The sequence below is a fragment of the Pseudomonas oryzagri genome, from assembly GCF_020831405.1.
GTDB lineage: Bacteria > Pseudomonadota > Gammaproteobacteria > Pseudomonadales > Pseudomonadaceae > Geopseudomonas > Geopseudomonas oryzagri.
The window spans coordinates 70,044-89,518 of sequence record NZ_JAJHPU010000019.1; the positions used below are offsets into that span (position 1 = coordinate 70,044).

17 protein-coding genes are annotated in these 19,475 nt (G+C 68.5%); 12 read left to right on the top strand and 5 right to left on the bottom strand.

Annotated elements, in window-relative coordinates:
* From LMJ29_RS08195 to LMJ29_RS08205, 3 genes are read left to right on the top strand one after another with little or no spacing between them, the layout of a single operon-like run.
* The gene (locus LMJ29_RS08195) at positions 1 to 1,116 is read left to right on the top strand and encodes an ABC transporter permease (protein ID WP_229605031.1); all 1,116 of its coding nucleotides are present in this window, start codon (positions 1 to 3) and stop codon (positions 1,114 to 1,116) included.
* Between the two features lie 39 nt (positions 1,117 to 1,155).
* Positions 1,156 to 2,616: a TolC family outer membrane protein gene (locus tag LMJ29_RS08200; protein ID WP_229605032.1), complete on the top strand. Its 1,461-nt coding sequence runs from the start codon at positions 1,156 to 1,158 to the stop codon at positions 2,614 to 2,616.
* Positions 2,617 to 2,658: 42 nt separating this feature from the next.
* The gene (locus tag LMJ29_RS08205; protein ID WP_229605033.1) at positions 2,659 to 3,003 is read left to right on the top strand and encodes a 4a-hydroxytetrahydrobiopterin dehydratase; all 345 of its coding nucleotides are present in this window, start codon (positions 2,659 to 2,661) and stop codon (positions 3,001 to 3,003) included.
* A gap of 39 nt (positions 3,004 to 3,042) precedes the next feature.
* On the opposite strand, the gene LMJ29_RS08210 is transcribed toward LMJ29_RS08205, so the two are convergent.
* Positions 3,043 to 4,683 (bottom strand): ArnT family glycosyltransferase, encoded by a 1,641-nt coding sequence (locus tag LMJ29_RS08210; RefSeq protein WP_229605034.1) that lies wholly within the window; start codon positions 4,681 to 4,683, stop codon positions 3,043 to 3,045.
* 186 nt (positions 4,684 to 4,869) lie between these two features.
* Positions 4,870 to 6,270 carry an amino acid permease gene (locus LMJ29_RS08215; protein ID WP_229605035.1) on the bottom strand — a complete coding sequence of 467 codons (1,401 nt, stop codon included), beginning with the start codon at positions 6,268 to 6,270 and terminating at the stop codon, positions 4,870 to 4,872.
* Positions 6,271 to 6,449: 179 nt separating this feature from the next.
* Here LMJ29_RS08215 and LMJ29_RS08220 point away from each other — a divergent pair, with 179 nt between their 5' ends.
* The 5 genes from LMJ29_RS08220 to LMJ29_RS08240 all read left to right on the top strand — a co-directional run bounded on the left by LMJ29_RS08220 (position 6,450) and on the right by LMJ29_RS08240 (position 12,270).
* A complete protein-coding gene (locus LMJ29_RS08220; RefSeq protein WP_229605036.1) occupies positions 6,450 to 7,775 on the top strand; it encodes an MATE family efflux transporter in 1,326 nt (441 codons plus the stop codon).
* Between the two features lie 58 nt (positions 7,776 to 7,833).
* Entirely contained in the window at positions 7,834 to 8,073 is a 240-nt protein-coding gene (locus tag LMJ29_RS08225; RefSeq protein ID WP_229605037.1) for a DUF2970 domain-containing protein, read from the top strand.
* A gap of 280 nt (positions 8,074 to 8,353) precedes the next feature.
* Positions 8,354 to 9,931 carry a sensor domain-containing diguanylate cyclase gene (locus LMJ29_RS08230; protein ID WP_229605038.1) on the top strand — a complete coding sequence of 526 codons (1,578 nt, stop codon included), beginning with the start codon at positions 8,354 to 8,356 and terminating at the stop codon, positions 9,929 to 9,931.
* Positions 9,932 to 10,133: 202 nt separating this feature from the next.
* Positions 10,134 to 11,792 carry a nitrite/sulfite reductase gene (locus tag LMJ29_RS08235; protein ID WP_229605039.1) on the top strand — a complete coding sequence of 553 codons (1,659 nt, stop codon included), beginning with the start codon at positions 10,134 to 10,136 and terminating at the stop codon, positions 11,790 to 11,792.
* Positions 11,776 to 12,270 carry a DUF934 domain-containing protein gene (locus LMJ29_RS08240; protein ID WP_229605040.1) on the top strand — a complete coding sequence of 165 codons (495 nt, stop codon included), beginning with the start codon at positions 11,776 to 11,778 and terminating at the stop codon, positions 12,268 to 12,270. Before LMJ29_RS08235 ends, LMJ29_RS08240 begins: the two co-directional genes overlap by 17 nt.
* A gap of 139 nt (positions 12,271 to 12,409) precedes the next feature.
* On the opposite strand, the gene LMJ29_RS08245 is transcribed toward LMJ29_RS08240, so the two are convergent.
* Positions 12,410 to 13,405: a YhdH/YhfP family quinone oxidoreductase gene (locus tag LMJ29_RS08245; protein WP_229605041.1), complete on the bottom strand. Its 996-nt coding sequence runs from the start codon at positions 13,403 to 13,405 to the stop codon at positions 12,410 to 12,412.
* A gap of 58 nt (positions 13,406 to 13,463) precedes the next feature.
* A complete protein-coding gene (gene sohB, locus LMJ29_RS08250; protein ID WP_229605042.1) occupies positions 13,464 to 14,486 on the bottom strand; it encodes a protease SohB in 1,023 nt (340 codons plus the stop codon).
* Positions 14,487 to 14,717: 231 nt separating this feature from the next.
* Here sohB and LMJ29_RS08255 point away from each other — a divergent pair, with 231 nt between their 5' ends.
* The 4 genes from LMJ29_RS08255 to LMJ29_RS08270 all read left to right on the top strand — a co-directional run bounded on the left by LMJ29_RS08255 (position 14,718) and on the right by LMJ29_RS08270 (position 18,911).
* Positions 14,718 to 15,032: an SCP2 sterol-binding domain-containing protein gene (locus LMJ29_RS08255; RefSeq protein WP_229605043.1), complete on the top strand. Its 315-nt coding sequence runs from the start codon at positions 14,718 to 14,720 to the stop codon at positions 15,030 to 15,032.
* Between the two features lie 306 nt (positions 15,033 to 15,338).
* The gene (locus LMJ29_RS08260) at positions 15,339 to 16,205 is read left to right on the top strand and encodes an MBL fold metallo-hydrolase (RefSeq protein ID WP_229605044.1); all 867 of its coding nucleotides are present in this window, start codon (positions 15,339 to 15,341) and stop codon (positions 16,203 to 16,205) included.
* A gap of 184 nt (positions 16,206 to 16,389) precedes the next feature.
* Complete coding sequence (locus LMJ29_RS08265) at positions 16,390 to 18,186, top strand: SulP family inorganic anion transporter (RefSeq protein ID WP_229605045.1); 1,797 nt, start codon at positions 16,390 to 16,392, stop codon at positions 18,184 to 18,186.
* A gap of 182 nt (positions 18,187 to 18,368) precedes the next feature.
* Positions 18,369 to 18,911, top strand: a complete 543-nt coding sequence (locus LMJ29_RS08270) for a hypothetical protein (RefSeq protein WP_229605046.1) — start codon at positions 18,369 to 18,371, stop codon at positions 18,909 to 18,911.
* Positions 18,912 to 18,983: 72 nt separating this feature from the next.
* On the opposite strand, the gene LMJ29_RS08275 is transcribed toward LMJ29_RS08270, so the two are convergent.
* Positions 18,984 to 19,301 (bottom strand): hypothetical protein, encoded by a 318-nt coding sequence (locus tag LMJ29_RS08275; protein WP_229605047.1) that lies wholly within the window; start codon positions 19,299 to 19,301, stop codon positions 18,984 to 18,986.
* Positions 19,302 to 19,475 lie beyond the last annotated feature (174 nt).

The following is a 19,475-nucleotide window of genomic DNA, read 5'->3' on the forward strand; positions in this document are numbered from 1 at the left end:
ATGCGCGCCCTCGGCAACATCCTCCAGCTCGGCCTCAAGGAACTGCGCAGCCTGTACCGCGATCCGGCGCTGGTGGTGCTGATCGTCTACTCCTTCACCTTGGCGATCTACTCCAGCGCCACCGCCATCCCCGAGGCGCCGCACCGCGCCACCATCGCCGTGGTCGACGAGGACCGCTCGCCGGTCTCGCAGCGCCTGCTCAACGCCTTCCAGCTGCCCTACTTCGTGCCGCCGGTGTACATCGACCACGCGCAGATGGACAGCGGCATGGACGACGGCCGCTACACCTTCACCCTGAACATCCCGCCGGGCTTCCAGGAAGACCTGCTCGCCGGGCGCCGTCCGGCCATCCAGCTCAACGTCGACGCCACCCAGGTCAGCCAGGCGTTCACCGGCGCCGGTCACATCCAGCAGATCATCGCCAGCGAGGTCGCCGAGTTCGCCCAGCGCTACCGCAGCGTCGCGGCCCTGCCGGTGGAGACGGTGGTGCGCACGGCCTTCAACCCCAACCTGACCCGCGCCTGGTTCGGCGCGGTCAACGAGGTGGTCAACCAGATCACCATGCTGGCGATGATCCTCACCGGCGCGGCGCTGATCCGCGAGCGCGAGCACGGCACCATCGAGCACCTGCTGGTGATGCCGGTCACCCCCATCGAGATCATGCTCGGCAAGGTCTGGGCGATGGGCCTGGTGGTGCTGGCCGCGGCATCCTTCTCGCTGGCCGTGGTGGTGCGCGGCTGGCTGGACATCCCGCTGCAGGGCTCGCTGGCGCTGTTCATCGGCGCTTGCGCCCTGCACCTGTTCGCCACCACCTCGATGGGCATCTTCTTCGGCACGGTGGCGCGCTCGATGCCGCAGCTGGGCCTGCTGACCATCCTGGTGATGATCCCGCTGCACATCCTCTCCGGCGGCGTCACCCCGCGCGAGAGCATGCCCGAGCTGGTCCAGCAGGTGATGCTGGTCGCGCCCACCACCCATTTCGTCCAGTTGTCCCAGGCCATCCTGTTCCGCAGCGCCGGCCTGGATATCGTCTGGCCGCAGTTTCTGGCCGTGGCGGCGATCGGCGCGGCCTTCTTCGCCGCCGCCCTCGGCCGCCTGCGCAAGTCGCTGCAGTAATGGATAATCCGCAAATCAGGAACAAAAGGAAGCATTATCTTGAAAAGGACCCCCGGCCTCGCGCGCCTGCTGGCGCTGGCCATCGCCCTGGGCGGCAGCCACGGTTTCCTGCACGCCGAGGAGCCGGCGCCATCGACCCGCGTCGACCTGTTCGGCGTGTACCTGGAGGCCATGCGCAACAATGCCGACCTGGCCGCCGCGCGCGCCGACTATCTGGCGCGCAAGGAGGTGGTGCCGCAGGCGCGCTCCGGTTTGCTGCCGCAGCTCAATGGCGGCGCCAGCCTGCGCGACATCCGCACCGAGCTGGACCAGCCGTCGACCAGCTTCTCGCGCAGCGGCCCGCTGTATCAGGCCAGCCTGAGCCAGGCGCTGGTGCGCGCCGACCGCTGGTTCCAGCTCAAGGCGGCCAAGGCGACCAGCGAGCAGGCGGCGCTGGAGCTGTCGGCGGTCGAGCAGGACCTGATCCTGCAGAGCGCCGACGCCTACTTCGGCGTGCTGCGCGCCCAGGACACCCTGGCGGCCACCAAGGCCGAGGAAGCGGCCTTCCAGCGCCAGTTCGAGCAGGCCAGCGCGCGCTTCGAGGTCGGCCTGTCGGACCGCACCGAGGTGCTCGAGACCCAGGCCGGCCGCGACACCGCGCGCGCCAACCGGCTGATCGCCGAGCGCCGCGTTGAGGACGCCTTCCAGGCGCTGACCACCCTCACCGACCACCAGTACCGCTTCGTCGAGGGCATCCGCCACGAGCTGCCGGTCAACCCGCCGGCGCCCAACGAGCCGGATTCCTGGGTCGACACCGCCATGCAGCGCAACATCCTCCTGCAGGCCAGCCAGTACGCGGTGACCGGCGCCGAGCAGACCCTGCGCCAGCGCAAGGCCGGCCACGCGCCAACCCTCGACCTGGTGGCGCAGTACCAGGAGGGCGACAACGACCGCCTGGGCTACAGCAATACCGCGCTGTCCGGGCGCATCGGCCCCACCATCAGCGGCATCGAGCAGCAGAGCATCGGCCTGGAACTGAACATCCCCCTCTACAGCGGCGGGCTGACCAGTTCGCAGGTGCGCGAGGCCTACCAGCGCCTCGGCCAGAGCGAGCAGCAGCGCGAGAGCCTGCGCCGCCAGGTGGTGCAGAACACCCGCGACTCGCACCGCGCGGTGAACAGCGCGGTCTCCCAGGTGGAGGCGCGCAAGCAGGCGATCGTCTCCAGCAACAGTGCGCTGGAAGCGACCCAGCTCGGCTACGAGGTGGGCACGCGCAACATCGTCGACGTGCTGGACGCCCAGCGCCAGCTGTACAGCGCGGTGCGCCTGTACAACGAGGCGCGCTACGGCTACATCCTCGAGCAGCTGCGCCTCAAGCAGGCGGCCGGCATCCTCAGTCCGGACGACCTGCAGGAACTGTCGCCCTGGCTCAAACCCGACTACGACCCGGACCGCGACTTCCTGCCGCCGATGGAGCCCGCGGCGGGCGACGGACAGCCCGGGAGCGCACCGCACGGCTGACTATACTGCTCGAATAACGGAGCAGGCCGCGAGGAGACCCCCATGAGCACTCTCTCCCATGCCCATTGCGAAGCCTGCCGCGCCGACGCGCCGCAGGTCTCGGAGACCGAACTGGCCGAGTTGATCCACGAGATCCCGGCCTGGAGCGTCGAGGTGCGCGACGGCGTGATGCAACTGGAGAAGGTGTTCACCTTCCCCGACTTCCAGCGCGCCCTGAACTTCACCAATGCGGTGGCCGCCATCGCCGAGATGGAGGGCCACCACCCGGCGCTGCTCACCGAATGGGGCAAGGTGACGGTGACCTGGTGGACCCACAAGATCCGCGGCCTGCACCGCAACGACTTCATCATGGCCGCGCGCACCGACCAGATCGCCCGCCACGAGTGACCGGACGGGCCACCCCCGCCCCGCCCTTCCTACCGCCGCCTATTCATCGCCAGCCGCCACGGGCAGGCCGGAGGCCAGCTCGTCCAGGTAATCGGGATGCGCCGCCAGAGTCGCGGCCTGCCAGAGCACGGCGTAGCCGCGGCGAAAAGGCTCGACGACCAGCGCCGCGGCCCGCTGCTCCTCGCTCAACCTCTTGTGCCGCGCCACCAGCACCGCCCGCGGATTGGCCCGGGCCCAGGCCTGCAGCCGGTCATCGGCCACCAGTTCGAGCGGACGGCTCATGTGCCGGGCGAACGGATACTGATCCTCGAACTGCGTGGTCACCGCCACCCGATGCCCCTGCGCCTGCTGCGCCCACATCGCGTCGCTCACCTGCTCCAGCTGATAGAAAGGCACGATGACGCGGAACACCCCCACATAGAGCAGCGCCGAAAATGCCGCCGGCAATACGGCGAGCCAGCGCCCCGCATCGCCGCGGCGCAGCAGCAGGCCCCAGGCCAGCGCCAGGGCGATCAGCGCGAGCCCGGCCAGCGGCGACAGCGCGCCGATCCACTGCGGCCAGCTGCTCCGCGGCGGCCACAAGGCGGCGACCAGCACCACGCCGCCGAGCAGGACGAAGGGGCTGAGCACCAGGGCGACGGCGAGCCGGTCGGCCGGCCCGGCCGCCGGCCGCAGCGTCAGCAGCCGGGCCACCAGCAGGGTCAGCGCTGGCAGCAGCGGCAGCAGGTAGTGCACCTGCTTGCCGCTGATCAGCGAAAAGGCCAGCAGGCCGGCCAGGAACCAGCTCAGGCAGAAGCGGCCCGGCGCACCGAACTCGTCGCGCAGCGCCGGCACGGCACGCCACGCCGGCAGCCACAGGCTCCACGGCAACAGGATCAGCGGCACGACCGGCAGATACCACCACAGCGGATGCGCATGGGCGAACGACTTGACCACGCGACCGGCGGTCTGCCCCCAAAGGATCATCCCTCGATACTCGGCGCCGCCATGGATCGCGGCGGGAATCGCCCAGCACAGGGCGAGGCCGAAGCCGCCCAGCAGGGCCAGGCCGACCTGCCGGTACCAGCGCCTCCAGCCGCCGCGATAGCGCTCACCCATCCACCAGGGCGCGAGCAGCGCCGCCGGCAGCAGGTAGATCAGGATCGCCGGGCCCTTGCCGAGCAGGCCAAGCCCGATGCCCAGGCCGTACAGCAGCCAGTTGCCCACGCCGTCGCGACGCCAGGCGCCGAGCAGGCCGAACAGGCCGAGCAGCACGGTGAAGGTCATCAGCAGGTCGAACATCAGGGTCGTGCCGAACAGCACGACCGACATGCAGCCATAGAACGCCCAGGGGGCCCACTGCGCCGTGCGCGGCTCGTCCGGCCACAGGCGGCGCGCCAGCGCGCCGACCAGCACAGCGTCGGCGAGGGTCACCAGGGCCGTCACCAGCCGCGGCACCCAGTCGTGCACGCCGAACAGCCCCCAGCCGAGGTTGATCAGCCAGAACAGCAGCGGTGGCTTGTGGCTGTAGGGCGCGCCATTGATGAAGGGCACCAGCCAGTCGCCGCGCAGCCACATTTCCCAGGCCACCCCGGCATAGCGGGTCTCGTCGATGGGCGTCAGCGGCCGCGCCCACAGGGCCACCAGGGTGAGCGAGGCCCAGATCAGCGCCAGGCCGGCACGGGACAGCAGGACGTTCATCCGGCGCATCCTTCTGGAAAAACCATGGGCGGCGACGCCCCTCACCGCGAAGGCTCTGCCCTCGCGCTCACCCCGGCGCCATGGCGCGCCGGGGCGATGCGATCCGCCGTCTGCCCGATATCCCGTTTGCCAGGTGCCCGCTATCAGCGTGCTCCGACCGGCAAGGCTTCCCGTTCCGGCCGTGCTTCAGGCAAGACTCGGCGTACGGCCCAGCGCCAGCTTGCAGCGGTAGCACAGGCCGATCAGCACCAGCCATACCGGGATCGCGTACACCGACAGGCGAATGCCCTCGATCTGCCACATCACCACCAGGATCAGGCCCATGAAGGCCACGCACAGGTAGTTGCCCAGCGGGTGCCACAGCGCCCGGAACGCCGGCTGCACGCCCTCGCGCCGCTTGGCGGCGCGGAACCGCAGATGGGTCAGGCTGATCATCGCCCAGTTGATCACCAGCGCCGCCACCGTCAGCGACATCAACAGCTCCAGCGCCCCGGTCGGCAGCAGGTAGTTGACCAGCACGCACAGCAGGGTGATCAGCGCCGACAGGCCGATGGCCAGCACCGGCACGCCGCGGCGATTCAGGCGCATGAACAGACGCGGCGCATCGCCCTGCTCGGCCAGGCCGTAGAGCATCCGGCTGTTGCAGTAGACGCCGCTGTTGTAGACCGACAGCGCGGCGGTCAGGACCACGAAGTTGAGCACGTGCGCCGCGGCGTCGCTGCCGATCAGCGCGAAGATCTTCACGAACGGGCTGCCGCTGTAGGGATCGCCGGCGCTGTTGATGCTCTCCAGCAGCGCGTCCCAGGGGTACAGGCTGAGCAGCACGGCCAGCGCGCCGACGTAGAAGATCAGGATGCGGTAGACCACCTGGTTGATCGCCTTGGGAATCACCTTCTTCGGCTCGGCCGCCTCGGCGGCGGTGATGCCGACCAGCTCCAGGCCGCCGAAGGCGAACATGATGAAGGCCAGCGACATCACCAGCCCCTCGAAGCCGTTGGGGAAGAAACCGCCGTGGGCCCACAGGTTGCTCACCGCCGCCTGCTCGCCGCCGCTGTCGGTGGCCAGCAGGTAGATGCCGATGACGATCATGCCGACGATGGCCAGCACCTTGACGATGGCGAACCAGAACTCGGCTTCGCCGAACATCTTCACGTTGGTCAGGTTGATGGCGTTGATCAGCACGAAGAACACCGCCGCCGAGGCCCAGGTGGGTATCTCCGGCCACCAGAACTGGATGTACTTGCCCACCGCGGTCAGCTCGGACATGCCGACCAGGATGTACAGCACCCAGTAGTTCCAGCCGGACAGGAAGCCGGCGAAGCTGCTCCAGTAGTTGTGGGCGAAATGGCTGAACGAGCCGGCCACCGGCTCCTCGACGATCATCTCGCCGAGCTGGCGCATGATCAGGAAGGCGATGAAGCCGGCGATGGCGTAGCCGAGGATCATCGACGGCCCGGCCTTCTGCAGCACCCCGGCCGAGCCCAGGAACAGGCCGGTGCCAATGGCGCCGCCGAGGGCGATCAGCTGGATATGGCGGTTTTTCAGACTGCGGTGCAGCTCGCCCTGCGGCGGTATTTCGTGGCTCATCGATCACCTTCTGACCGGAGTGGCACCGCGCGTTCGTGGCGCAGCGGTGTGGGGGGAGGCAGCCGGACCGGTCGGGCCCGGCGAGGGCCGCGGATTGTACAACGGTAGTGCCGCTTCGGCCTGACTGCCCGGTTTTCTGCGTTACACTGCCGGCGTCCTCGTTCCGGATCGACTCGTTCATGCCTGATCGCCAGCGCCTGTCTCAGGTCCTCTTCCTCGGCCTGCCGATCATTGGCGGCATGCTCAGCCAGAGCCTGATCAACCTGGTCGATGCGGCCATGGTCGGCCACCTGGGAGAAAAGGCGCTGGCCGGCGTGGGCCTCGGCAGCTACGCCAACTTCGTCGCGGTATCGCTGATCATGGGCCTCGGGTCGGCGGTGCAGGCGCTGGTGGCGCGGCGCCGCGGCGAGGGCCGCCCGGGCCAGGAAGCCACGCCGCTCAATGCCGGCCTGGCGCTGGCGCTGCTGGTCGGCCTGCCACTGGGCCTCCTCTGCTGGCTGGCCGCAACGCCGATCATCGGCCTGCTCACCCAAGACCCGGAGGTGGCCGGCATCGCCCGCGATTATTTCCAGTGGCGGGTGCTGGCGGTCGCCGCGGTCGGCCTGAACTTCTCGTTCCGCGGTTTCTGGAACGGCAGCCACCGCTCCGGCATGTACCTGCGCATCCTGCTCGGCATGCACCTTTTCAACGCCGCACTGAGCTACTGCCTGATCCACGGCCTGCTCGGCCTCCCGCGCATGGGCGCGGAAGGCTCTGGCCTGGGCACCTGCATCGCCCTGTACCTCGGCTCGCTGGTCTACCTGGCGCAGACCTGGCGGGTGGCGCGTCACGGCGGCTTCCTGCGCGGCCGGCCGCGGGCCATCGAGTTCCGCGTGCTGCTGCGCCTGGCGCTGCCCAACTCGCTGCAGCAGTTCCTGTTCGCCACCGGCATCACCCTGCTGTTCTGGATCATCGCCCAGCTCGGCAGTGCCGAACTGGCGGTGGCCCACGTGCTGATCAACCTGACTCTGCTGTTGATCCTGCCGGCCATCGGTCTGGGCATGGCGGCCACCACCCTGGTCAGCCACAGCCTCGGCAAGGGCGATGTCGACGCCGCGCACCGCTGGGGCTGGGAAGTGGTGCGCATCGCCGCCGTCGGCCTGGCGCTGCTGGGCATCCCGTTCTGGCTGTTCCCGCAGGCGATCCTCGGTTTGTTCGTCAACGATCCGGCGCTGATCGAGCTGGGCACCTGGCCCCTGCGCCTCACCGGCCTGGGCATGGTGCTGGACGCCGCCTCGCTGGTGCTGACCCAGGCGCTGCTCGGCGCCGGCGCCGCCCGCACGGTGATGGCGGTGAGTCTGGGCAACCAGTGGCTGCTGTTCCTGCCGCTGGCCTATCTGCTCGGCCCGGTGCTGGGCTGCGGCCTGCTGGCGATCTGGGCGCTGTACATGCTGCAGCGCGGCTTCGCCTCGCTGCTGTTCGCGCTGATGTGGCAGCGTCGCGACTGGGCGCGCATCGAGTTGTGACTTGCGCCGGAGCCGGAGGCCGACAAAGCTTGGCGAAGGAACCGCAGCGGAGCCGGCCATGAACGACGAGCGCAAACCCAGCGAAGAGCCGGGCGACCAGCCCCTGACCCTGCGCGAGATGCTGCAGAGCGTGCTGGCTGCCGCCTTCGGCGTGCAGAGCAACAAGAACCGAACCCGCGACTTCAGCCGCGGCAAGCCCAGTCACTTCATCATCCTCGGCCTTCTATTCACCGGCCTGTTCGTGCTGGTGTTGATCGCCGTGGTGCGCCTGGTGCTGAGCCTGAGCGGCGTCGGTTGAGCCTACTTCCTATCGGTGGCTCACCCAGATGAGTGTCGTCGTCACCACTATGGCGATCAGACAAAGCGCGGCACAGGCATCCGCCCGCCTGTCCGCGGCGTTACCGCGTGTCTTTTCATCGTGCTCCATAACCCTCCCTCCGGTTGTACCTACCTTCAGTCAAGTCCATGGCTCCGGCAAAGTCCAAATCCGAGTGTGACGCTCGGCTGCTGTCGGCAGCGATTAAGGTGTTAAGCTTCCGCCCCCGTTTCGCATGAACCGACCGGCGGTACTCCTCCACATGCGTTCGTTACCCGTGCTCAAGATCGACCTGCGGCGCCTCATCCTCCTGGTGACCCTGGCCGCGGCCCTGCTCACCCTGGGCAACACCTTCCACGCCAGCTACCGGGTGCAGCGCGACCTGCTGATCGGCCAGACCCTGGAGGCCAACCGGGTCTACGCCACCAAGCTGGCCGACAGCACCGAGGTGCTGCTGGCCGCCGCCCGTCAGCAGCTGGCCTACAGCGCCGGCCAACTGACCACGACCTTCGACCAGACCTCGCGGCTGGCGGAGGAAACCCAGCGCCTGCGGCTGCAGAGCGACATCTTCAATTCGGTGTACATCCTCAGCGCCGATCGCAAGCTCCTCGCCATCTCGCCGCCCAACCTGGCCGTCACCGGCACCATCGTCGACTCCGACGGCGCCCGCGAGGCTCTGGAGAAGCGCAAGCCCTTGGTCAGCCGGCCGTACATCTCCTCGACCGGCCGCCTGGTGGTGATGCTGTCCCAGCCGATCTTCGCCGCCGACGGCCAGTACCTGGGCTATATCGGCGGCAGCATCTTCCTGCGCGAAAAGAGCATCCTCAACAGCCTGCTCGGCGAGCACTACTACCGCGACGGCTCCTACATCTATGTCGTCGACCGCGAGGGGCAGATCATCTACCACCGCGATGCCGAGCGGGTCGGCGAGGTGGTGCGTGGCCGGCCGGTGATCGAGGCACTGATCGCCGGACAGGGCGGCAGCCAGCGGACCACCAATTCGCGCGGCATCGACATGCTCGCCGGCTACGCGCCGGTCGCCAGCACCGGCTGGGGGCTGGTAGCCCAGAGCCCCACGGCCAACACCCTGGACAAGCTCGATGTGCTGATGATGGCCATCCTGCGCTACGCGCTGCCGCTGTCGATGATCACCCTGCTGGCCATCTGGTGGCTGTCGCGGTTGATTTCCCAGCCGCTCTGGCAGATGGCCAGCACGGCGCGCGCTATGGACTCGCAGGCGGCTTCTCCGCAGATCCGCGAGGTGCGCGCCTGGTACTTCGAAGCCGCCGAACTGAAGCGCGCCCTGCTCGCCGGCCTGGCGCTGTTCGACCGCAAGATCGGCAAGCTCAACCTCGATCGTCTCACCGACCCGCTCACCGGCCTGTACAACCGGCGCGGCCTGCAGTTGACCCTCGAGCAGTGGCAGAACGCCGAGCGGCCATTCACCGCCATCGCGCTGGACATCGATCACTTCAAGCGGGTCAACGACCAGCACGGCCACGCCATCGGCGACCAGGCCCTGCAGCACCTGGCGCGGCTGATGCGCGACAACTCGCGCGACCTCGACGTTTTGTGCCGCCTCGGCGGCGAGGAATTCGTCATGCTGCTGCCCGACACCAGCCTCGATGCCGGCATCCAGGTGGCCGAGCGTCTGCGCCAGTGCATGGCCGCTTGCACGGCGCTGATCGGTCAGCCGATCACCCTGTCCCTCGGCGTGGCCCACTGGCCGAGCAGCAGCACAGATATCGACCAGGTGCTGACGATGGCCGACCGCGCCCTCTACGACGCCAAGCATGGCGGCCGCAACCGGGTGGTGACCGCCAGGCTGGAGAGCACTTGATTCGTCTGCGCCCGGCGCTTCCCGCCTCGCGCCGGCCGAGAAGTATCTATTTCAGTTATGTACTTATAGTTATTCTTCACTTTCTTGCATAAATGCGAGCTGCTATCGTTCCCGCCACTCCCCCGGAGGGCGCAGCCGTGCGCCGCAGATGCACCCCGCGGACCGCCCCGGGGTTCGCGACAGCCTGAGAGCAGAAAACTACATGTACGTATACGACGAGTACGATCAACGGATCATCGAGGAGCGCGTCGCGCAGTTCCGCGATCAGACCGCCCGCTTCCTGGCCGGCGAACTGGCGGAAGACGAATTCCGCCCGCTGCGCCTGCAGAACGGCCTCTACGTCCAGCGCTACGCGCCCATGCTGCGCGTCTGCGTGCCCTACGGCCTGCTGTCCGCGCCGCAGCTGCGCATGCTGGCCAAGCTGGCCCGCGACTACGACAAGGGCTACGCGCACATCAGCACCCGCCAGAACGTCCAGTACAACTGGCCGAAGCTGGAAGACGTGCCGGACATGCTCGCCGAACTGGCCAGCGTGCAGATGCACGCGATCCAGACCAGCGGCAACTGCATCCGCAACGTCACCACCGACCAGTTCGCCGGCGTCGCTCCCGACGAGGTGATCGACCCGCGTCCGTGGTGCGAGATCATCCGCCAGTGGGCCACCTTCCATCCGGAATTCGCCCACCTGCCGCGCAAGTTCAAGATCGCGGTCAACGGCTCGGCCGCCGACCGCGCCGCCATCGAAGTGCACGACATCGGCCTCGAGCCGGTGCGCAACGAGGCCGGCGAGCTGGGCTTCCGCGTGCTGGTCGGCGGCGGCCTGGGCCGCACCCCGATCGTCGGCAGCTTCATCAACGAATTCCTGCCCTGGCAGCACCTGCTGAGCTACCTGGAAGCCATCCTGCGCGTGTACAACCGTTACGGTCGCCGTGACAACAAGTACAAGGCGCGGATCAAGATCCTGGTCAAGGCACTGACCCCGGAAGTGTTCGCCGAGCGCGTCGCCGCCGAGTGGGCCCACCTCAAGGACGGCCCGGCCACTCTCACCGAGGCCGAGCTCGAGCGCGTCGCCAAGCACTTCGTCGATCCGGCCTACAAGGCCCTGGACGACCAGAGCGCCGCCCTCGCCGCGCTGGACGCCGAGCACCCGGGCTTCGCCCGCTGGCGCTCGCGCAACGTGGCCGGCCACAAGAAGCCGGGCTACGCCGCCGTCACCCTGTCGCTCAAGCCCACCGGCATCGCCCCGGGCGACGTCACCGACAAGCAGTTCGACGCCATCGCCGACCTGGCCGAACGCTACAGCTTCGGCGAGGCGCGCAGCAGCCACGAGCAGAACATCATCCTCGCCGACGTCGAGCAGTCCCAACTGTTCGAGCTGTGGGGCGAGCTGCGCGAGCTGGGCCTGGCCACGCCGAACATCGGCCTCTTGACCGACATCATCTGCTGCCCGGGCGGCGACTTCTGCGCCCTGGCCAACGCCAAGTCGATCCCGATCGCCGAGGCCATCCAGCGCCGCTTCGACGACCTCGACTACGTGTTCGACCTCGGCGAGATCGACCTGAACATCTCCGGCTGCATGAACGCCTGCGGTCACCACCACATCGGCAACATCGGCATCCTCGGCGTCGACAAGAAGGGCGAGGAGTTCTACCAGGTATCCCTCGGCGGCGAAGCCGGTCGCAACGCCAGCCTCGGCCAGATCCTCGGCCCGTCCTTCGCCCAGGACGACATGGCCGACGTGATCGCCAAGGTCATTGAGGTGTACGTCGAGCAGCGCAGCGAAGAAGAGCGCTTCCTCGATACCTTCCGCCGTATCGGCATCGATCCCTTCAAGGAACGCGTCTATGCAAAGAATCATTAAGAACGGCGAAGTCATCGACGAGCGCTGGCACCTGCTGCCGGTCGACGCCACCCTCGACGGCATCTCCAACAGCGACGACCTGATCGTGCCGCTGGGCCTGTGGCTGCAATCCAGCCATGCCCTCAAGGTGCGCGACGGCGGCCTGGGCGTGTGGCTGCAGAGCCACGAGCAGATCGAGGACATCGTCGACGACCTCAAATACTTCAAGGTCGTCGCCCTCGACTTCCCGGCGTTCACCGACGGCCGTCACTTCTCCAGCGCGCGCCTGCTGCGCGAGCGCTACGGCTATCAGGGCGAGATCCGCGCGATCGGCGACGTGCTGCGCGACCAGATCTTCTTCATGCACCGCTGCGGCTTCGACGCCTTCGCCGTGCGCCCGGATCGCGACCCGTACGACGCCCTCAAGGGCCTGCAGGACTTCTCGGTGACCTACCAGACCGGCGTCGACCAGCCGCTGCCGCTGTTCCGTCGCCGCTGAGTCCAGCGCGCTGCAAATGAAAAGCCCCGCCATGGCGGGGCTTTTTCATTGGGGGCAACCTGTAAGGCGGAGGGCTACCTCGTGGGCGCTTTCCCTCCACCTCGGTAGGGGGCGGTGGAAAGACACGCTCCCCCTCCCCTCAATCGACACGCACCAGCATGCGGCCCACCATGCGTCCGGCCAGCATCCGCCCGATCGCCTCGGGCACGTCGTCCAGGCCGATCTCGTGGGCCATCCGCTCCAGGCCGTCGAGCTTCCACGGCCCGGCGAGCTTTTCCCACATCGCCGCCTTCATCGCCAGCGGCAACTCCACCGAGTCGACGCCGAGCAGGTTGACCCCGCGCAGGATGAACGGCAGCACCGAGGCGCGGCTCATCGCGGCGCTGGCGGTCAGCCCGCAGCAGGTCACGCTGGCGCCGTACTGCAGGGACTTGACCACATTGAACAGGATGTCGCCGCCCACGGTATCCACCGCGCCGGCCCAGCGCATCTTGAGCAGCGACTTTTCCGTGCCGTCGCGCAGCAGGGTGCGGTCGATGATCTGCTGGGCGCCCAGTTGCTGGAGGAACTCGGCCTGCTCCAGCTTGCCGGTGGAGGCCGCCACCTTGTAGCCCAGCTTGGTCAGCAGCATCACCGCGATGCTGCCCACCCCGCCGCTGGCCCCGGTGACCAGCACCGGTCCGGCCTCGGCATCCAGGCCGACGTGCTGCAGCTTCTCGATGCACAGCCCGGCGGTGAGGCCCGCGGTGCCGAGCAGCATCGCCTCGCGCAGGGAGAGCCCTGCCGGGCAGCGCACCACCCAGGCGGCCGGCACGCGGATGTACTGGCCGAAACCGCCCGGCGTGCTGGCGCCCAGGTCGTAGCCGGTGACGATCACCGCATCGCCCGGGCGGAAGTCGGCCACCGCCGACTCCACCACCTCGCCGGCCGCATCGATGCCGGGCGTGTGGGGATACTGCAGGTTCAGCACCGGGTTGCCGCTGGCGGACAGCGCATCCCGGTAGTTGAGCGAGGAATAGCGCACGCGGATCAGCACCTCGCCCGCCGGCAGGTCGGCCAGCTCGCGCTGCACCACCGCCTGGTCGAAGATGCCGGGGCGGCTCTCGGTGACCCACAGGGCCTTGAAACTTGTCATCCTGCTCTCCTTGGCAGTCCTTTGAATGAGCGGCTGCCGCCGTGGCGGCGAGGACCGGTCATTGCCAGAAACGGGGTTGCGACAGGCGGCTCCACCAGCGCAGCAGCACGCCGTCGAGCACCTGGGCGGTGGCCAGGCCCACGCGCTCCTGCAGGCTCTTCTTCTCGTGGTAGCGCAGCTGGAACAGCTCGGCGTGCTGGGCACGCTCGGCCAGGTATTCGTCGCTGGTCTTCAGCTCGTCGACCAGCTGCTTGCCCAGCGCCGCCTGGCCGAGCCAGACCTCGCCGGTGGCGATCTCGTCGATGGCCAGCTGCGGGCGATAGCGGGCGACGAAGTTCTTGAACAGCTCGTGGGTGATTTCCAGGTCCTCCTGGAACTTCTCGCGCCCCTTCTCGGTGTTCTCGCCGAACACGGTGAGGGTGCGCTTGAACTCGCCGGCGGTGAGCACCTCGAAGTCGATGGAGTGCTTCTTGAGCAGGCGATGGAAGTTGGGCAGCTGCGCCACCACGCCGATGGAGCCGAGGATGGCGAAGGGCGCGGCGAGAATCTTCTCGCCGATGCAGGCCATCATGTAGCCGCCACTGGCCGCCACCTTGTCCACGCACACGGTCAGCGGCACCCCGGCCTGGCGGACGCGCGCCAGCTGCGAGGAAGCCAGACCGTAGCTGTGCACCATGCCGCCGCCGCTTTCCAGGCGTACCACCACCTCGTCCTGCGGGGTGGCCAGGCTGAGCAGCGCGGTGACCTCGTGGCGCAGGTGCTCGCCGGCCGAGGCCTTGATGTCGCCGTCGAAGTCCAGCACGTAGACGCGCGGCTTGTGCACACCGGCCTTCCTCTCGGCCTTCTCGGCCTTGGCCTCCTCCTTGTGCAGCGCCTTGAGCTGGTCCTTGTCCAGCACGCTGCTCTGCAGGCGCTCGCGCAGGGCCTTGTAGAAGTCGTTGAGCTTGTGCACCTCGAGGTGCCCGCCGGCGCGGCGCTCGCGTGAGCGCAGCTGCGCGAAGACGACCAACACGACGAGGATGGCCACCAGCACGGTCGCCGTCCTGGCAAGGAAGCCGGCGTAGTCGGCAAGAAATTCCACATTCACTCCTTAGAGACAGGGTCGCTCTGTGGCGAGGACAATGCCAAAGCATACCGGCGCCGCCCCGTGGCGACCACCCGCCGCCGGCCTGGCGATGAGTCGAGGGTCGAATCCACCGCTGCTCCGGGCGCCGATGCAGCGCCGTTGACAGGGCGCACCTGCGGCCCCTACCCTCGACGAGGGCCGGTCCGTTGCCAGACCGCGCCGTTCCGATAAGAAAAGGATCCGTACATGAGCACCGTCGCCCAAGTCATCGAAACCATGCAGAGCCGCTTCAATGCCAGCGCCGCCGCCGGCCTGGACCTGGTGTTCCAGTTCCGGGTCGAGGACGCCGAGAACTACTACCTGGCGATCAAGAACGGTACCTGCGAGCTGCACGCGGGCGATGCGGCCGAACCCAACGTGACCCTGATCATGAACAGCGCCACCCTCAAGGGCATCCTCAAGGGCGAGATCAGCGGCATGGAGGCCTTCCTCGGCGGCAAGCTGCGCACCGAGGGCGACATGATGCTGGCCCTCAAGCTGGGCGAACTGTTCCCCTCCTGATTCCCGCCCGCACAGAAAAAGGCCGGAGCCTCAGCTCCGGCTTTTTCGTTTCGGGCCCGGCCCACGGCCAGCCGGGCCAACGCCAGCCGCGCCCTCCTGCGGCAAGACCCTCACCGCCCTCTCCACACATGGTCACCCGGATGGACGGGGCGTTCGCCGCCTGGCGCATCCCGGGTCCACACTAGGAAGCAAGGCGCGGCGCGCGCCACACTTATACTAAAATATTCTATGTATAGAACAAAAATCACATTAGGCTAGCGCCTCCAGATACTCCCACGGGTAAATGAGCAGCCCCGGAGGAAGCCCATGAACGCCAGCGTCGAAGCCTTCTTCGATCCCGTCACCTTCACCTACAGCTACGTGGTGAGCGACCCGCAGAGCCGCCAGTGCGCGCTGATCGATCCCGTGCTGGACTACGACCCCGCCGCCGGACGCACCTCGCACCGCAACGCCGACCGCCTGATCGCCTACGTGCGCGAGCAGGGCGTCGATGTGCAGTGGATCCTCGAGACCCACGTGCACGCCGATCACCTGAGCGCCGGCCATTACCTCAAGCAGCAGCTCGGCGGGCGACTGGGCATCGGCGAGCGCATCACGGCGATCCAGGCCACCTTCGGCAAGCTGTTCAACGCCGGCCCCGACTTCGCCACTGACGGCCGCCAGTTCGACCACCGCTTCCACGACGGCGAGGAGTTCCAGGTCGGCGCCGTCCAGGCGCGCGCCATTCACACGCCCGGCCACACCCCGGCGTGCATGACCTATCTGGTCGGCGACGCCGCCTTCGTCGGCGACACCCTGTTCATGCCCGACTACGGCACCGCCCGCTGCGACTTCCCCGGCGGCGACGCGCGGGCCCTGTACCGCTCGATCCACACCAAGCTGTTCAGCCTGCCGGACGCGACCCGTGTGTTCATGTGCCACGACTACAAGGCGGCGGGCCGCGAGCAGTACCAGTGCGAGACGAGCATCGGCGCCGAACGCGCGCACAACGTGCATATCCACGAGGGCATCGGCGAGGAGGACTTCGTCGCCATGCGCCAGGCCCGCGACGCCACCCTCGGCATGCCGGCGCTGATCCTGCCCGCCGTGCAGGTCAACATGCGTGCCGGCGCATTGCCGCCGGCCGAAGCCAACGGCACGCGCTACCTGAAGATTCCGCTCGACCAGCTGTGAAGCGATTCAGGCGCAAACAGGATGGCACCCTTCGCACCCTCCCCCGCTCATCGCCGTGGCCGGCCAGCACGAAGCGGCGGACAAGGGCCGGCTCGCCGCCAGCGGCCGCCGCACGACCGACCACCAGCCGGACAACCCGGCCCGAATCGCCAGCTGCCGGTGACTTCCGCCAGGAGAACCAACGATGATCGAGCGGCTCGCCCGCTTCCTGCCGTGCCTGGAATGGGCCCGGCACTACGACCGCGAGACGGCGGCCAGCGACGCCCTGGCCGCGCTGCTGGTGACCCTGATGCTGATCCCGCAGAGCCTGGCCTACGCCATGCTCGCCGGTCTGCCGCCGGTCACCGGCCTGTACGCCAGTATCCTGCCGCTGGTGGCCTACACCCTGTTCGGCACCAGCCGCAGCCTGGCGGTCGGCCCGGCGGCGGTGCTGTCGCTGGTCACCGCCAGCGTGCTCGGCCCGCTGTTCACCGCCGGCAGCGGCGAATACTTCGGCGCTGCCCTGTTGCTCGCCCTGCTCTCCGGCCTGGTGCTGCTGGCCATGGCGGTGCTGCGCCTGGGCTTTCTCGCCAATTTCCTCAGCCACCCGGTGATCTCCGGCTTCATGAGCGCCTCGGCCATCCTCATCACCCTGGGCCAGCTCAAGCACATCCTCGGCATCAAGGCCGACGGCGACAACGCCCTTGAGCTGCTCGGCGCCCTGGCCCGCGGCCTGCCGCAAACCCACCTGCCGACCCTGGCCATCGGCGTGGCCAGTCTGGTGTTCCTGCAGCTGGCGCGCACCCGCCTCGCGGGGTGGCTGCGGGCCCTCGGCTGCACCGCGCAGGTCGCCGCCACCCTGGCCAGGACCGGCCCGGTGGTGGCCCTGCTGCTCGCGGTGCTGGTGGTCTGGTTGTTGGACTTGAGCGAGGCCGGGGTGCGCGTGGTCGGCCCGATTCCCCAGGGCCTGCCCGCGTTCAGCCTGCCGACCCTGGATCCGGCGCTGGCGGTGAAATTGCTGCCGGCAGCGCTGCTGCTCGGTCTGATCGGCTTCGTCGAGTCGGTGTCGGTGGCGCAGACCCTGGCCGCCAGGCGACGCCAGCGCATCGAACCGAACCAGGAGCTGGTCGGCCTCGGCGCCGCCAACCTGGCCGCCGCGCTGAGCGGCGGCTTGCCGGTCACCGGCGGCCTGTCGCGCTCGGTAGTCAACTTCGATGCCGGCGCGCAGACGCCGATGGCGGGCAGCCTGACCGCGCTGGGGATCGCCGTCACCCTGCTGTTCTTCACCCCGCTGTTCCACAATCTGCCGCACGCCGTGCTGGCCGCCACCATCATCGTCGCCGTACTCACCCTGGTCGATCTCGGCGCGCTGCGGCGCACCTGGCGCTACTCCCGGCAGGACGCCGCGGCGATGCTGGCGACCATGGCCGGCGTGCTGGCGATCGGCGTGGAAGCCGGCATCCTGCTCGGCGTCGGCCTGTCGCTGCTGCTGTTCCTGTGGCGCACCAGCCAGCCGCACATCGCCGTGGTCGGTCAGCTGCCGGGCACCGAGCACTTTCGCAACGTCGAACGCTTCGCCGTGGTGGAAAGCCCGCGGGTGCTGTCGGTGCGCGTCGACGAGAGCCTGTACTTCCCCAACGCCCGCTACCTGGAGGACCGCATCGCCGAGCTGGTCGGCCAGCACCCGGATGTCGAGCACCTGGTGCTGATGTGCCCGGGGGTCAACCTGATCGACGCCAGCGCCCTGGAAAGCCTCGAGGCGATCGGCGCGCGCCTGCGCACCGCCGGCATCCAGCTGCATCTCTCCGAGGTCAAGGGTCCGGTGATGGACCGCCTCCGCCAATCCGACTTCCTCGCGCACTTCGGCGGCCGGGTGTTCATCAGCCAGTTCGAGGCACTGGCCGAGCTCGATCCGCAGACCACCCGGCGCGCCCGCGACCTGCGCCGTAGCGGAAGCTGCCCGCCGCACGACCACCCTCGGGACGGCGAAAAGCTCCCCTGACCCAGCGCTTCGGCCGGCCAGCCTGCGGGGGCCAGGAGGGCGAGGCAGCGGTCGCCGACAGCGCATGGTGTCCGGCGGCGCGCGGTCCCGGCAGCGCGATCGCCACCGCCAGGGTGCGCCGGGCAAGGATGGGCTATGGTTGCACTGGAACACAGGCGACAGATCCCTCGAGGAGCCCTGCCATGAAAGAGCTATTGGTGGAACTGGTCACCCTGATCAGCTCCGGGTCCATGCGCGAGGAGGACATCCAGCGCATCGCCGACGAGGCGGCCAAGGCCTATGCCAATCCGCAAGCCTTCCTCGCCGCCAATCCAGGCATCGACTACGAGGACGGCTGCCCCATCCCGCTCGGCGAGTGGGTGCTGGTCGGCAGCCTGCCCGATAGCGTGCTGTTCCAGGCCAAGCAGGCCGACGAGCTGCTCCAGCAGATCACCGCCTCGTTCGGCGAGCAGTCGCCGCTCACGCTCGACGCCAGCGAGCTGGCCGGTGCCGATCAGTTGAGCGCCCTGCGGCGCATCCAGATGGCGCTGAGCGAGCTCTATCCGGAGGCCGAGGGCTACGAGCTGATCGATTTCAGCGAACCGCTGGAGTGTGCGCTGCAGATGGTGCTGATCTACACCCGCGACCAACCCCGGGTGCTGGGCCTGGCGATGGAGCTCGGCATCTACGCGGCGCCCGCCTACGAGAGCCGCCTGACCGCCTTCGGCGACGGCGAGGACGGCTGAAGCGCTGCACTATCCGTCCGGCCTGCCGGCATGCCGCCAGCCGCGTCCACGGCGGGCGGCAACGCTGGGTGCTCAGTAGAGGTAGTCGTTCTCGGTGGTGCGCTCGCGGAACTCGCCGTAGTGCACCGCATCGCTGAACAGCAGTTCGCCGCTCACCTCGCCGGGCACCTCGTCCACCGGGCAGAAGCCGTCGTTGCAGGCGGCGTCCACCACCCAGCAGCCGCGGACGAAGATCACCTGGTAGCCGTCGCGCTGCAACGCGGCCTCGGCCCGCGCCAGCGCCTCGCGCAGATCGTTGGCGCCGACATAGACGTTGACATGGGCTTCGAGGAACTCCCCGGAGGGCGACGGCCCGACCTCGGTACCGACGCAGAACAGATGGTTCTTCATGCGGACTCTCCTTCTGGCTCTCGGGATGACGTTACCTGTCGCCGGCCAGGGCGTTGCACCGCTGGCCGCAAAGAACTCCCAGCAAGCATGGCACAGTGGCGGGCCGTCGGCGCCTCTCGCCCGTCCGGGAGGCGCCGCGAGCCGGGCGTTGACGCCGGTCGTCATCACGGTCCG

Excerpts from the sequence above, each read along its gene's own strand:
- LMJ29_RS08210 (WP_229605034.1), bottom strand. The coding sequence starts at position 4,683 with ATGAACGTCCTGCTGTCCCGTGCCGGCCTGGCGCTGATCTGGGCCTCG.
- LMJ29_RS08265 (WP_229605045.1), top strand. The coding sequence starts at position 16,390 with ATGATCGAGCGGCTCGCCCGCTTCCTGCCGTGCCTGGAATGGGCCCGG.
- LMJ29_RS08275 (WP_229605047.1), bottom strand. The coding sequence starts at position 19,301 with ATGAAGAACCATCTGTTCTGCGTCGGTACCGAGGTCGGGCCGTCGCCC.
- LMJ29_RS08255 (WP_229605043.1), top strand. The coding sequence starts at position 14,718 with ATGAGCACCGTCGCCCAAGTCATCGAAACCATGCAGAGCCGCTTCAAT.
- LMJ29_RS08235 (WP_229605039.1), top strand. The coding sequence starts at position 10,134 with ATGTACGTATACGACGAGTACGATCAACGGATCATCGAGGAGCGCGTC.
- LMJ29_RS08205 (WP_229605033.1), top strand. The coding sequence starts at position 2,659 with ATGAGCACTCTCTCCCATGCCCATTGCGAAGCCTGCCGCGCCGACGCG.
- LMJ29_RS08270 (WP_229605046.1), top strand. The coding sequence starts at position 18,369 with ATGAAAGAGCTATTGGTGGAACTGGTCACCCTGATCAGCTCCGGGTCC.
- LMJ29_RS08260 (WP_229605044.1), top strand. The coding sequence starts at position 15,339 with ATGAACGCCAGCGTCGAAGCCTTCTTCGATCCCGTCACCTTCACCTAC.
- LMJ29_RS08195 (WP_229605031.1), top strand. The coding sequence starts at position 1 with ATGCGCGCCCTCGGCAACATCCTCCAGCTCGGCCTCAAGGAACTGCGC.
- LMJ29_RS08230 (WP_229605038.1), top strand. The coding sequence starts at position 8,354 with ATGCGTTCGTTACCCGTGCTCAAGATCGACCTGCGGCGCCTCATCCTC.
- LMJ29_RS08240 (WP_229605040.1), top strand. The coding sequence starts at position 11,776 with ATGCAAAGAATCATTAAGAACGGCGAAGTCATCGACGAGCGCTGGCAC.
- LMJ29_RS08215 (WP_229605035.1), bottom strand. The coding sequence starts at position 6,270 with ATGAGCCACGAAATACCGCCGCAGGGCGAGCTGCACCGCAGTCTGAAA.
- LMJ29_RS08220 (WP_229605036.1), top strand. The coding sequence starts at position 6,450 with ATGCCTGATCGCCAGCGCCTGTCTCAGGTCCTCTTCCTCGGCCTGCCG.
- LMJ29_RS08225 (WP_229605037.1), top strand. The coding sequence starts at position 7,834 with ATGAACGACGAGCGCAAACCCAGCGAAGAGCCGGGCGACCAGCCCCTG.
- LMJ29_RS08245 (WP_229605041.1), bottom strand. The coding sequence starts at position 13,405 with ATGACAAGTTTCAAGGCCCTGTGGGTCACCGAGAGCCGCCCCGGCATC.